Origin of the sequence: Acinetobacter sp. PK01, assembly GCF_022819285.1 — a bacterium.
Classification (GTDB): domain Bacteria; phylum Pseudomonadota; class Gammaproteobacteria; order Pseudomonadales; family Moraxellaceae; genus Acinetobacter; species Acinetobacter tandoii.
The window spans coordinates 1,026,701-1,040,405 of sequence record NZ_CP094643.1 but is presented as its reverse complement, the minus strand read 5'-3'; the positions used below and the strand labels follow the sequence as shown (position 1 = coordinate 1,040,405).

The 13,705-nt window shown below is 39.0% G+C and carries 10 protein-coding genes; 3 read left to right on the top strand and 7 right to left on the bottom strand.

Translation table 11 applies throughout. The annotated features are described in order from the left end of the window. The first annotated feature begins 143 nt into the window (after positions 1-143). On the top strand, positions 144-380 hold the full coding sequence (locus tag MP622_RS04965; protein ID WP_016166373.1) for a hypothetical protein: 237 nt from the start codon (positions 144-146) through the stop codon (positions 378-380). A gap of 175 nt (positions 381-555) precedes the next feature. On the opposite strand, the gene MP622_RS04960 is transcribed toward MP622_RS04965, so the two are convergent. Then, entirely contained in the window at positions 556-5,076 is a 4,521-nt protein-coding gene (locus MP622_RS04960; RefSeq protein ID WP_243792820.1) for a translocation/assembly module TamB domain-containing protein, read from the bottom strand. 32 nt (positions 5,077-5,108) lie between these two features. Next, positions 5,109-7,877, bottom strand: a complete 2,769-nt coding sequence (locus MP622_RS04955; protein ID WP_151505003.1) for a BamA/TamA family outer membrane protein — start codon at positions 7,875-7,877, stop codon at positions 5,109-5,111. 201 nt (positions 7,878-8,078) lie between these two features. Between MP622_RS04955 and MP622_RS04950 the strand changes: the two genes are divergently transcribed. Further along, positions 8,079-9,398 (top strand): MFS transporter, encoded by a 1,320-nt coding sequence (locus tag MP622_RS04950; protein ID WP_243792818.1) that lies wholly within the window; start codon positions 8,079-8,081, stop codon positions 9,396-9,398. Positions 9,399-9,402: 4 nt separating this feature from the next. Beyond that, the gene (coq7, locus tag MP622_RS04945) at positions 9,403-10,038 is read left to right on the top strand and encodes a 2-polyprenyl-3-methyl-6-methoxy-1,4-benzoquinone monooxygenase (protein ID WP_044740395.1); all 636 of its coding nucleotides are present in this window, start codon (positions 9,403-9,405) and stop codon (positions 10,036-10,038) included. A 68-nt stretch (positions 10,039-10,106) separates the two neighbouring features. Here coq7 and MP622_RS04940 read toward each other — a convergent pair whose 3' ends face one another. The 5 genes from MP622_RS04940 to MP622_RS04920 all read right to left on the bottom strand — a co-directional run bounded on the left by MP622_RS04940 (position 10,107) and on the right by MP622_RS04920 (position 13,657). After that, positions 10,107-10,631, bottom strand: a complete 525-nt coding sequence (locus MP622_RS04940; RefSeq protein WP_243792815.1) for a hypothetical protein — start codon at positions 10,629-10,631, stop codon at positions 10,107-10,109. Positions 10,632-10,696: 65 nt separating this feature from the next. Next, positions 10,697-11,146 (bottom strand): 2-amino-4-hydroxy-6-hydroxymethyldihydropteridine diphosphokinase, encoded by a 450-nt coding sequence (locus MP622_RS04935; RefSeq protein ID WP_104442023.1) that lies wholly within the window; start codon positions 11,144-11,146, stop codon positions 10,697-10,699. After that, a complete protein-coding gene (folB, locus tag MP622_RS04930) occupies positions 11,103-11,483 on the bottom strand; it encodes a dihydroneopterin aldolase (RefSeq protein WP_044740393.1) in 381 nt (126 codons plus the stop codon). The genes MP622_RS04935 and folB overlap by 44 nt, the downstream gene beginning before the upstream one ends. An 83-nt stretch (positions 11,484-11,566) precedes the next feature. After that, positions 11,567-12,865, bottom strand: a complete 1,299-nt coding sequence (locus MP622_RS04925) for an AarF/UbiB family protein (RefSeq protein WP_044740467.1) — start codon at positions 12,863-12,865, stop codon at positions 11,567-11,569. A gap of 48 nt (positions 12,866-12,913) precedes the next feature. Further along, positions 12,914-13,657: a HesA/MoeB/ThiF family protein gene (locus tag MP622_RS04920; RefSeq protein ID WP_243793458.1), complete on the bottom strand. Its 744-nt coding sequence runs from the start codon at positions 13,655-13,657 to the stop codon at positions 12,914-12,916. Positions 13,658-13,705: the final 48 nt, after the last annotated feature.

The following is a 13,705-nucleotide window of genomic DNA, read 5'->3' as shown; positions in this document are numbered from 1 at the left end:
TGTTTACTGTCTAATAAAACATACTCTAAATAGTTCAAAATTTTAGCATTAATTCAAATTTAAGGCATAAATTAATTTTCAACTAGTTATCACCTAGCACTAGCTTTGTGTTATACATAACCTTTTTCCCATTTGGGCTTTCCATGAAAACCTCTTCTTCTAACGACACCGAATCAACCGTTTTGGGTTGGAAATTTATTGTTATTGTTGGAATTATCACAACCATCTTTTTTTCTTTTCTATATTTAGCGATGTCAAGCGATCCAGACTATATGCCTAACCGCGAACCAAAAGTCGCCCAAAAACCAACAAACACTGCAGAACATTCAACAACCGGATCTCAACATCCAACTCATAACGGCGGAGATAGTTCCCAATAAATACGATAACAATAGACCTGTTAAGTGTCATTTCAGACTAAATCTACAAGTTAAACCTTTGTATTTTTAATCTGAAATTACTTAACAGTCTACGATCAGCATTCCTTAACACTGGTTAAATCCCAAACAACACGATCATAAATAATATGCTACAAAAGAATATGATTTCCGTGACTTAGAAACGCCAGTTATAGAAGAAATCTACAGCGCGATCAACAGACTGACTTGCTTCCAAATATAATTTTTGATTGATTTGATAGCGTAACGTTAATTTGTTTACTGGCGTAAACACCCCAACTCCATAACGAATATACAGATCTGGTGTGATATATCCCGTTACACTCACTTGAGTATCATCCCCCGTACCTTGAGCATCTAATGCTAGTCCACTTAAACCAAAGGATTGCCCCAATTGATTGGTAAAGGCACGTGTTCCCCCTAAACCCATACTAATTCCTGCTGCCGCGATGGTGTTATTTACATCTGACTTAAATGTTTCAGTCTGATTAATATTATTTGCACCCTCATCGATACGCCCTGTAATCAATGCATTCATGGCTTCTTGTTCAGTCAAACTACCATCATTGTAAACTTGAATATTTGGATTACTTGCAGTACCCGTAACACGTACTCCAACGATGGTTCCTTGTATGATTTTATTGGTATCGACATCCAAAGTTGGATTTGACAAAGGGCCATTGAAACGTGCAATTGCACGATTTAAATCAAGACTTTGTCCATAGGCCTCGATTTTAACTTTCTGACTTACGCCTATCGCACCATTCGCACGCATGGCTGTTTCAAGGCCGCGTTGTGATAAATATAAGCGCCCAGCCAATGGAATCCGACTATTAAAACCTTGGAATACAACTTGTTTGCCTAAATTAATCATCACATCTGCCTTAATATCCCAAGGACGTGCTGACTTTAAGATTGCCAACTGATCTTGACCTTCTTGTACAATTCGAACATCAGAAGAGACATCTACCACTGGGGCAGAAGATTCAGGCATCGAAATTAAAGCACGTGGTACGTCAACCTCACCTTTTAATACTAATTTTTTCTGAAAAGGCATAACATCCAGACTAAAATCAGGTGTAACAAGTGCAGTGATCAGTGGAGCTTGGCGAATTAATAGATTATTGCCTTTTAAATGTAATTGAATACGTGGCTCATTTTTCCAGTCTACATTTCCTGTAAGTAAACCAACCCCCTGACCACTGTTAAATGCTCCATTAATAATGGCATGGTCATCACGAATGGAAGAGTAGACTTGTACATTAGTCAAATTAACTGGTAGCGAAATCATACTGATTACGCCATCTTTCAAACGCATTTCACCCGTTAAGCGTGGTGCCATAAGTTCACCACCCACTTTCCCCGCAAAAGAAAGCGTTCCACTTAATGTACGTATATCTTTTATAAATGGCTTGAAGACTTTCAATTGCACTTCATTAAACGCAATCTCACCTTGTATAGGTTTATTCGGTTTGAAAGGATCAATAATTACATTGGTATAACCCGTACCAATTTCTGGAGCTTTTACATCTAAACGAAGCTGCAAGCCTTGTGTAACACTTTTTGCATTCACCGAAATTTCATCATATCTCAATGAAGATGCCGTATCTTGAGGATCCTCAGCAGCAATCCCTATAATGCCTTGACGCGATACCATTCGCGCATCGATTTTAGGTTTACTACCTTGTGCCCAAGCTGCTTTCGCATAACCATTAGCCTTTCCTGTAATTGCTAAACCTTCTGGCATAAATGCAGCAAAGTCATTTAAGTCAAGGTTCTTAGTCAGAAAAGAAATATTACCTTTGGCTTTACTAATTCGAATGGGTTGATCGAAACACAACTCACTTTGCTGACTTGCCCAACAATGTGCTCCTACAAATAATTCTGTCGTATTTTGATTGAATACCACCGAAGCATTCTGACGTTGCACCAAACGTACGCGAACCGAGTCAAAGTCACCCTTTTGAATCTGACCTAACCATGAGTTATTACCATTAAACCCACCAGCAAGCTGTACATAAAAATTACTAAATCGGTTATTGCCTTGGACCTTTAATACATGTGCTTTTCTCGTTCCTGCAAGTGAAACTACACCATGTTGGATTTCTCTATTGCCACTTCGTAAATTTGTCATTTCAGCTTTAAGCAATGTTGGTGTAATTTCAGAAGTTGGTAACTGACCTTGTACGCGCAATTTTTGCATACTCAGAATATTACCCACTCTAAAATCATCAACTGCAAGATTTGCCGTTGCCTGTAAACGCGGTTGCGACTGTATATTAAGATAACCGTAAGCTCTACCTCTTAAGCCGCCATACAGTTCGTATAATGCAGGTGCATTAATTTTAAGTCTTAAATTTTGCGCATTGCCTGTGGCTTGAATTTGGTTATTTGCATAAGACATATACAAATTATTGGCTTCAAAGTGCTGTGGTAAAAAACCTTTTTGCGTGTTATTTAAAACCAAAGCCAAATTACCCGTACCACGTACAGGCTTATTATTAATATAGCCTGCTACATTCAACTTCTGAATATTGATACGTTTGAGTGCATCAGACCAAAAGCCTTCTGTTTGAACAATACCTGATATTTCACCACGAACCGTAGAGACGAAATACTGAGGTTTAAAGCGGACCAATGAAGCATTAATATTCCAACCTATCCCCTTGCTTAAATCGACTTTACCTTGTGCAAGAATTTTACCAGCAATACCATCATGTTGAAGTTGATCGATTTTAAGTAGCTGAGGTGTACCAGAAATTTTAACTTTTAACAGTCCGGTACTTTCTTGGATTTTGCTCGATTTTAATGCACCATCGTAATTTACTGCAAAGCTTTTAAAGCCACCACCTACTTTAGCATCATGAAAAAGTACAGCTACTGTACTTTTACCTGTGAGTTGTACAGTTTCTTGTTGAGCCTGTTGTGGTAAATGCCCAATCAGGTTAATTCCTTTAAGCTCAATAATATGTTGATTCGGTTTTGCATATCCGCTCGCCTGTATTTGACCATTAACTAAATCGACTGGTGCAGCAGTAACAACAGTTTGTGGGTTGAAATCTTGAGCCTTAAGCTTAGCATCCCATTTTAATTGCGTTTTCTCTGTAGGCAAAATGACATTCGCCTGCCCACTTAAACTCCCTTTATTGGCAACATAACTAAAACTTGGCACTTTTAATATATTTTGCTTAATATTGAGTTGCGCCTTATATTGACCTGCTGGAAGTAAGGCTGATTCATGCTGACTAATCACCGAAGAAACCACCACATTTTGCTGACCTTCAATTAAGCGAAGCTGAACATCGCCTGAATCACTCTTTAGCCACCCAATATAAGGCATCGCACGATCAATATTTCTCCACGCAACGTCAAGTAACATTGGTTGATGCTGTTTCGGTTTCGCTTCATTCTGATTTAATTTTAAATTCCAAGTTTCATATTGATCAAAATCAACCAAACCTGTCAGATGTAACCCTTTTTCTAAACGACCAGTCGAAGCAATTTTTGCATCAAGGCTTGGCGGTAAGAAATCTTTAACTACTTGCGGAATCAACTTATCTTTTGGGTTAATTTTATTTAAACGTCCCTGTACATCCCAATGTACATGCTTTTCCCAACTGACCAGACCCTTGGCATCAACTGTTCCATTCATCACTTGACCATTAAACTGGTCAATGTTCAATTGATGTACCAAGTCCGTGTGCATAGCAGCAGTATATTTACCTTTTGGAAGATTTTGTCCTGTTAAATCAGTTGATAATCCGAGATTGAGGCGTTGTATATCCCCTTGATAACGAAGAACACCTGCTTGGGTAAATAATTTTTGATCGGTCAGTAATGGCCAGTGATAATTTTCGAACTTTAATTGTCCAAACATAGGAACATGACTACGAACGGGATGTACAACCCCCCAACCAGACAGCAAATCAGGTGTGTTAGTCGCAAATCCAGCTGTAACCGTATCCAAACTTCCTTTCGCAACAACCTGAATATCACGAACATTTAGACTATGATTTAACGCTGGAATATTCACTATTGCTTTTGCATGTAATGGATATTTACCCTGAAAATCCATATTTCCAGTCGCATTTTTAATGGCTACATAGCCCATATCCGCACTAGAGTCTTCAAACTCTAATTTGGTGTTGGACCATAATGCTTCATTTAATTGAATATCTTTAAAGTTCACTGATGCTGCATGTGTTTTAATCAATAAATGATCAACATCTGCATGATCTAAACGAAGGGTAAATGGCAACTTAATTTCTTTAAACTGAAAAGGCTCATTACTGGGTGCCGTTTTGGTGATGACCTGCAAATTACGGACATCGGCACTATATAAATGAACTTCTTTATGAACCAAAGCCCTCCACCCTAAAGTCACTTCGGCACGATCAATCTTCACATCTACCGCAGACAAGGTCACCAAAATATTTTTTAAAACAATGCCTTTTAAAAGATTACCACCTTCATATTCATAATGAATAATATGTTGCCGTTCCAACACGCGATTCAGGAGAAACTTACTTCCTTTGTCGGTCGAAAACATGATGGCAAAAGCAGATACAAGCAAAATTACCAAAAGGAGTAGCGTTAAAAGGACACTCCTCATAACACGACGCTTTTTAGGCAGTGGTGATTCGGGCAATTCTTGTTTTTGCTGTTCTACTTCAGCCATAACCTTCTCAAGTATAAAATTAAGTTTAAATTTTAAAGTGGTGAACCAATAAAGAAATGCACGCGAATTGGATGATCTTCATCCGAAATACCCGATGCAACATCTATGCGTAAAGGCCCAATAGGAGATGCCCAGCGAATGCCTAGACCAACGCTATATTCTGTATCATTACTAAAGTTTTTATCATACGCATTACCAAAGTCACTAAATAATGCTGCACGCCATCCATCTTTAAATTGATAGTTATATTCGAGTGAACCAACTGCTAAAGCTTGCCCCCCAATTTTATAACCATCCACTTCTGGTGTTAAACTCTTATAGTCAAAACCACGAATAGATTGATCTCCACCCGCAAAATACCGAAGATTATAAGGAATTTTATTAAAGTCTTCAGTCACGATATAGCCCAAGTCACTACGGCCTATAAACTGGTGGTCATTATTTTCACCCAAGGAATAAATGAATCGCCAGCCTGCATTTAATATTGCCATATTTGCATCAGATAAAAGTGCCTCACTTCCGACTTCTACTTTATAAATTTGTCGAAAGCCTTTTGTTGGATTTACACGTTTATCTGAATCTACACGTGAAGCTTCATAACCTACCAGCAACGATTGTTGCTCCGTATCCGAGCTCGCTAAAAATGCATCAGGAATATCACTTTCATCAATTACCCCATTTTGGCTTAGACGGTCTAATCGATAACGCAAACCAAATGTATGCTGCCAATTGCCCACGGAACGCTTAATAATACGGTCCGCCCCGACAACCGCAGATTCGATGGTTAAACTATTCCCCTGAGCAACACCATCTCGCTCTTCACGCTCATATCCTCCGACTAAACTAATATAATCGTTTAATGGATGGTTATATGGAATGTTATAGCGGGTATCCACCGCTTGTCGAATTTGTGATAACTCTAAGTTCGCATCAAATGAGTGACCTCTTGAGTTCACAATAGCTCGACGATAAGTCGTTCTTAATCTTGCACCTGTATCCGAACCCCAGCCTAAACCAACTTCAGCATTATTTAAACGGTCTGCATTTAAAGTAACAATTACTGGTACTTTTTTCTCATCACGTGCTTGTATTTTCAGTCGTTCATCTTCTTCTAAACGAGATTCTTGAGCGGCTCTCTGCTGTTTAATATCAGGACCAAGTTCCTTATCATTTGCACCAGCAAATTGATCTTCGTTGACCACAGATTGCGTTACTTCCTTCGCAGAATTTACGTCTTTTTGGTCTTGAACTTGCAAATCGCTACTTGCAATTTTTTCTTGGTCAACTAAGGCTTGCAAATCTGGTGGAAGCTCTAAAGGCAACTCAACGGGGTCAGGACGTACCGCATCAACCAAAGTATAGTTAAAATAGCGTGAATTGGTTAAATTGTTTGCTAAAGTATTCACACGCCACAATGCATAATCCGCACCATCCTCCCATGGCACCATCATCTTTAAGATATCCATATCCAGCGGGAATGGTTTAGCGGGATCACTCATGCGAAATTCTACGTCAGCAAGCTTATAACGTTCACCCGTTTCAAACCGCAAATTAATGTCAGCCAAGTCTTGAGGCTGAGCAACTTTCACATCATGCAAACGCCAATAGGCGTCAAAATAACCGTTGTTTGTAGAAGCATCGACAATCCGTTTTTTTGTATTTTCATACTGCCCGTGATTGAATACATCTCCAATATCTAAGTCTGGTAACACGCTAATGACTTGGAACTGCGGACTATTGGCACCGCCACCACTAAATTCAATGTTCTGACTATTAACCAAAACGGGCATATTCGGTTTAATGCTAACTTTGACACGACTTTCGCTGGTTTTGTGGAACTGAAATTCAGCATGATAAAATCCTACGGCCTGAGCAGCTAAATTGGCTAAACTTCTTAACTGAGGTAAAGCTGCATTAAAATCACCATAAGATTCCTGCGTAAAGCTAGACAGTTTCGCACCCACGTTATTTTTTAAATTTAAAAGTGCTTGTTGATACTCTTTTTCAGGCAAATCTGGATTAGTATTTTTTGCATCCACTATGACAATTTCAGCTTTAATCCGCGGCACTTTCGTCGAAGTCAGCTCATTTTTAGACGGCCTAAATTTATAATACCAACGTTTTAAAAAGCCCTTTTCTTCTACTGCAGGTTCCGTGACTAAGCCTAATTCTGGCAATGTTTTACCTGACTCATTTGCCTCTACGACAATTTGGCTGTCCGCCTGAATACGATTCATTAATTGGTCGACATTTACTGGCGCCTGATTAATTTCGGTCAGTTCCTGCGGAGTCGGATTACGTATTACTACTTCTTGAGTCTGACCTGCACGATATCTTTCTGCCTCAGCCTTTGCTTCGTTCGCTACTTTATAAATTTCATTTGCCATACCCTGATCGACGGGTGTTTCAGGCAGCTCTTCTAAATCTTCAAAGGCAATTGGCTTAAAAGCATCGATTTGACCATTCTGTTGGATTTGATCTTGGAGCATTACATAACTATCAGGTACTGAATCCTTATTTTGATAGTTTTCAACTTTTTCTAGTTGCTCCGCTTGGCTTAAATTCTGCGTCTGTGCTTCTGCTTGAATTTGTGCATTCAGCTCATCTTTAGCCGCCTGCTCAATATGGGACGTGGCTGCATTTTTAGGTTGTACCACACTCATCTCTTGAGCGAAGCCATGTTGGGCAAAAAACATTAAAAAAGCGCTCAAACACAAACTTTTATTGGTATGATTCAACTCCAAGATAGAGTTCATACTTAGGGTTAAAGTCGACTTTTTAAAATTGGTTTTTACAAGCATAGAATACTCTAAACTCATGATGGGTCTAATCAACAGCCCTTCGTATTTGTAATGAAAAGTTTAAAATTTACACTGGCTAAAGAACTCAATTTTATTGATTTTTTCACCACAGCATAGGATTAAAATATCATACATGATTTTCATGGCTATTTTACCAGATGCTCACATTTCTTAATAAAACTTTATGAAGTTCACATTGTCATGGAAAAAAAAGAACATCTTTTAAGCACTCGTCGTTTTTTACCGATGTTTATGACTCAGTTTTTAGGCGCATTAAACGACAATGTTTATAAACAAGCCTTGTTGTTGGTGATTACCTATGGATGGATTAATCAGCAAAGTGCCAGTGTAAGTACACTCAATAACCTTGCAGCACTATTGTTTATTCTCCCTTACTTCATTTTTTCAGCAACAGCGGGACAAATTGCTGACAAATATGAACGTGCGCGCTTGGTGCGCGGTATTAAAATTCTTGAAATCATTATTATGTTGATTGGTAGTGCAGGTTTTTTGCTTGGACATTTATGGCTATTGCTACTCGCGCTGTTCCTGATGGGCACGCACTCTACCTTTTTTGGCCCTATTAAATATGCAATCTTGCCCGAAATATTAAAACCAAATGAATTGATGTCGGGGAATGCCTTATTTCAATCGGGTACTTCAATGGCTATCTTAATTGGTATGATTTTGGGCGGTGCTGTTATTTCTGCTTCAGATGGTAATTTACTCTGGATTAGTTTGACGATCGTTACGATTGCGATTCTGGGTTACCTCTCTAGCCGTTTTATTCTTAAGCAAAATGTCACCACACCTGATTTAGAAATTGATTGGAACTTTTTCAGAACCAGTTTTCAAACATTAAAGTATGCAAAGAGCATTCCGCTCATTTATTTAGTGCTATTGGGGAACTCTTGGTATTGGTTTTACGGAGCAACCTATTTAACTCAAATCCCACAACTAACGCAGCAAAATTTACATGCATCTGAAAATGTCGTCAGTCTTCTATTAACCTTTTTCTCTGTAGGAATCGGTATTGGTTCATTATTATGTCGCAGAATTGGTGGCACAGAAGTTAATTTAAAAATGGTTCCAATTGGTGCCATTGGCTTAACGGTATTTGCCTTATATTTGGCTGCCAGTCTCACTTTTGTTCCTGTACGCACAGGGGAACTCCTACATCTTGCCGATGTATTCCAGCAAGGTTGGAGTTATTACCATGTCATGTTGGCGGTTACTCTACTTGGAATTAGTGGCGGTTTTTACATTGTTCCACTGTATGCCATGATGCAAGCGTATTCACCTCGATCACATCGTGCACGTGTTGTTGCTGCAAACAACATATTAAATGCAGTGTTTATGGTCAGCTCGGCTATTTTTTCTATTATCATTTTAAGTATTTTAAAAATTGATATTAAAATACTGTTCTGTATTACCGCTGTACTTAGTGCAATATTTAGCGTTTGGCTATTGGTTCGTTTAAAACCACTAGTCAACACAGCTCAAGTCTCTTTAGAGGATTAACCCTATGCGTCACTATACGGGCATTGATAAGCTCATTAACTCTTTTGACCAAGCACTTCGCAGTCTCGTGCCAGGGACGACAGCAGCTCAGCGAGAAAATCCTGCTGTTCCAGAAGAAACGCAATTGGCTGTAAGTGAAGCACGTCATGTGGCAGGACTCATGCGTGTCAACCATAGTGGTGAAGTATGTGCTCAAGCGTTATATCATGGGCAAGCTCTCACGGCTAAACTGCCGAATGTCCGCCTTGAAATGGAAAAAGCGGCTCTTGAAGAGCAAGATCATTTAGCATGGTGTGAAGACCGCTTAAAAGAGCTCGATAGCCACACTAGTCTACTCAATCCTATCTGGTATAGCTTGTCTTTTGGTATGGGGGCACTCGCTGGTATTGCAGGTGACAAATACAGTCTAGGTTTTGTGGCTGAAACTGAACGCCAAGTCAGTCTGCATTTACAACATCATATTAGTCAACTGCCTGCTCAAGATAACCGTTCACGTAAAATTTTAGAACAAATGAATGAAGATGAGCTGCATCATCGTGATACAGCGCTCAATGCTGGTGGTGTAGATTTGCCTATGCCTGTTCGCATGACCATGACCGCCATTTCAAAACTCATGACTAAAACCAGTTATTTTATTTAACTGACTCAATATATTTTGCAGTAAAAAGCAGTGCCAAATGACACTGCTTTTTACATTTTCAAATTTCGTTATTGAATTAGAACCCTGTTTCCACTTTGTTGCAAGTTACCTGTATATTTAGGTTCTAGTGAAGGGTTACCTGGATAACTTCGACCATTAAACTTTAGAATGACTTGTCCCGAACCACGTGAATAAACCGACAAATCTGACCAACCTTGCGTCTTACTATTTAAAACCACAATGGGTACATCAGCTACAGTCATTTTACTGTGGGGCTGAAATTTATCACGACTCATGCCCTGATAAACCAATACTGTACATCCGCCTGAGCCACACCAATTTGTACCTTTCAACATCACAATCGCATCTTGAATACCATCTTGATTCAAATCATAGAATGCATACTGATATAGAGGCTGTTCCTGAAGAGACAAATAGACGGCTTGTTTGAGCGCATGCAGCATCGTTTCATCACCAGCCAAATCCGTTATAGAAATTGGTGGTGTCGTTTGTGTATTTTCCATAGGAGTATTTGAGCTACATCCCACGACTAGACCACTCAGCAGTGTACATAGAAAAAGATGAATTTTCATAACAGCAAATCTCTTACAGCTGATTCAATATTCATTTTAAAATAGTCAATAAAACAACCTCGTTTTTATATGTTAATAACTTCTAGACATTTAATTGTAGGGAACTCATGTTTTGAATCCTCAAAACTTGGATGTGACCAAACATCCGCCATCGGAATTTTCACATCGAGTGCTAAAGGCATTTTTTTAGGGTTAAATTGCATCTGCTCTAATGACATTCCCCATGCAATCAGATCAACATCCAATGATATTTGATGAGATGGACGAACACGACCTGTATCTGCTTCCCATTGCTTTAATTGTGCAATAATTTGCTCAGGGGTTAATTTTGAATGTAATAGGCAAGCTGCATTCCAATAGTCTGCCCCTACACCATCACGGCATGGAATCACATAAATTTTAGAAAACTCAACCACACCAAGCCCACATATCTGATGATAGGCATAACGAAAATTGTGTTGGGAATTAAGATTACTCGCCAGTGCTAAGGCGTAAATCGTTTCGGTGGCGTTCAATACGAATTCCTACAGAATTGGCTTCTGCAATAATGGCAGGCTTACGAATCGTAATTTTAATCGATTCTATCGCAGGATAGGTAGAAAAAAGCGCATTAAGTACCAATTTTGCAGCATGTTCAATTAATTTAGGCTGAGCTTTTTGGATCACTTCTGCAGAAATGCTACAAATTTCAGCATAATTTAATGTGTCTTCAAGTTCATCCGAACTGGCTGCTGCTTCTAAATCAGCATGAATGGTCAAATCTAACATTAAAGGTTGAATGATCTGTCGCTCCCAATTAAAGCAACCTACCACGGTATTCACCTTTAAGCCTTCAATGACTATCGCATCCATAAAACATGATCCTTAAATCTCAAACTATTCATGGCTTAATGGCTTTGCCTTTTAGCCATGAATAGATAATAGAAATTTGAATATTAATTTTTCAACATCAAACTTGGATCGATAGTTTGCACCATTTGCAAACGTTGGTCTGCATAAATATCAGTATAAGGTGCAAGGACGCGCATAAATCGATCAAAATACAGCATTTGTTTGAACAATAAGGCAAAATCACGCGGGAAGCGGATACCATGACGCTCACCAACAGCAACCATGTCCATCATAATGTCATTTAAGTCCGCTGGGTTAGAACTCAAAATTTCTTGAGGATCTGCCAACAAAACTCCACTAAATAGTCGTTCCAAATCTGCAGCTAAAACCTGAGTATCAATAGCGACATCAGTCATCCCCATTTTGAGCATGTTCTCTGCCATGAGCTTATAGTCTGTCCGTTGCAATGCATCCATAAATGCCATACAAGCGGTCCAAACTTCAGGTTTCAACTGCCCCACAATACCAAAGTCGATAAAACCAATACGTCCATCTTCGAGTAGCATTAAATTGCCTGCATGCAAGTCTGCATGGAAGCTATTACACATCATTAGACTACCAAACCAAGTATTCATTGCTGTAATCAGAACTTGCGATGGATCTTTAGAGTATTTTTTTACCACTTCAAAATCAGTCAGAGGTACACCAAATAAACGTTGCATCGTCAACACGCGACGGGTTGAAAACTGATGATAAACTTTGGGTGCAGTTGCAGCTTTATTATTCGTCACATTCAAATAATTGACAAAATCATCAATATTTTGAGCTTCTTCAATAAAATCAACTTCACGAACCATACGGGTTTTAATTTCATCGACAATGTCTGCCAATGAAGCAAATTTAACTTTGGGTACTGCTTTTTCCAAAATTTTGGTGGCCCAGTGCAAGACATTCAAATCGGTATAGAGAATTGTTTCTACACCTGGTTTTTGAACTTTGAGTACGACATCTTCACCTGTAACCAACTTTGCAGCATGTACCTGTGCAATTGAAGCAGATGCCAGCGGCTTTTCCTCAATTGAAGCAAAGATTTCATCTAAATTTCGACCAGCAAATTCAGAGGCTAAAACCTGTTGAACATAGCTAAACGGTAAAGATGGCGTCTGGTCTAAGCAACCTTGAAATTCTTCTACAAACTCACGAGGAAATAACGATGGTGTACTTGCAATAAATTGCCCAAGCTTGATATAGGTCGAACCTAAATCTTCAAAAGTTTCACGCATTAATTTGGCATTACTTGGCTTTTCAGTTGCATATTTAAAGCCAGCCTTTGCCGCAACAACTGCGGTTTCCCCCATACGGGCAACGGAACGCAGTCCATCGAGCCAGATATTATTTTTCATCATATTTAAATGTGGTTAAAAATTCATAGTCGTGAGTTTAACAAAAAATTAAGACTCTAAGGTCGATCTTGCCTGACAGTCTGAACAATTTTGGTCTCTCTCAAATGCCAAGATTCGCTGTTTCATAGTTAAACCATCCCAAAGCAACAGTTTCTGAAGTAATGGCATACGGTTTAAACCTAAGTACAATAAAGCATGATGCGCTTGCAAACTGGCCATCACATTCGGCGTGGTCGAAAGCACACCCGAATCGGCACAGCGTAGGCTTTCATTGTGATGCTGTTCTTTAGGGAATAAGCAGTTATAACAGGCAGAGTTCCCTTCAACCATGAATAATTGCCCTTGAAAACCAATTGCTGATGCACTAATCAAGGCGACATTCAACTGTTTACAAGTTTGGTTGACCAAATATCGTGTGGTGAAATTATCGCAACCATCAAGCACTAAATCTTGCTCGCTGACCAATGACATCGCATTGGTTTCATCAAGTTTGGCGACATGATGTTCAACCCGAATATATGGATTTATTTGAATTAAGCGCTTTGCTAGAATTTCTGATTTATAAAAACCAATGTCCGGTTGAGTAAATGCAATTTGTCGCTGTAAATTACTGATCTCAATATGGTCTGCATCAATTAGGGTTATTTTACCAACCCCTGCTCGTGCTAATAACTCTGCAACTGTACAGCCAATTCCCCCACATCCTACAATCAGAACATTCGCTAATTTTAGTTTTTCTTGTGCGTCTAAATCCCAACCTTCTAACAAAATTTGTCGGCTATACAAATGCATTTCTTCGTCTGTTAATTCCAGATCATTCTCAGGTACTAAATTCACTGT

What these genes read in the sequence shown, in the direction of transcription:
- MP622_RS04940 (WP_243792815.1), bottom strand. Translation starts at nt 10,631, where the DNA reads ATGAAAATTCATCTTTTTCTATGTACACTGCTGAGTGGTCTAGTCGTG.
- MP622_RS04955 (WP_151505003.1), bottom strand. Translation starts at nt 7,877, where the DNA reads ATGCTTGTAAAAACCAATTTTAAAAAGTCGACTTTAACCCTAAGTATG.
- MP622_RS04925 (WP_044740467.1), bottom strand. Translation starts at nt 12,865, where the DNA reads ATGAAAAATAATATCTGGCTCGATGGACTGCGTTCCGTTGCCCGTATG.
- MP622_RS04920 (WP_243793458.1), bottom strand. Translation starts at nt 13,657, where the DNA reads ATGCATTTGTATAGCCGACAAATTTTGTTAGAAGGTTGGGATTTAGAC.
- folB (WP_044740393.1), bottom strand. Translation starts at nt 11,483, where the DNA reads ATGGATGCGATAGTCATTGAAGGCTTAAAGGTGAATACCGTGGTAGGT.
- MP622_RS04960 (WP_243792820.1), bottom strand. Translation starts at nt 5,076, where the DNA reads ATGGCTGAAGTAGAACAGCAAAAACAAGAATTGCCCGAATCACCACTG.
- MP622_RS04950 (WP_243792818.1), top strand. Translation starts at nt 8,079, where the DNA reads ATGGAAAAAAAAGAACATCTTTTAAGCACTCGTCGTTTTTTACCGATG.
- coq7 (WP_044740395.1), top strand. Translation starts at nt 9,403, where the DNA reads ATGCGTCACTATACGGGCATTGATAAGCTCATTAACTCTTTTGACCAA.
- MP622_RS04965 (WP_016166373.1), top strand. Translation starts at nt 144, where the DNA reads ATGAAAACCTCTTCTTCTAACGACACCGAATCAACCGTTTTGGGTTGG.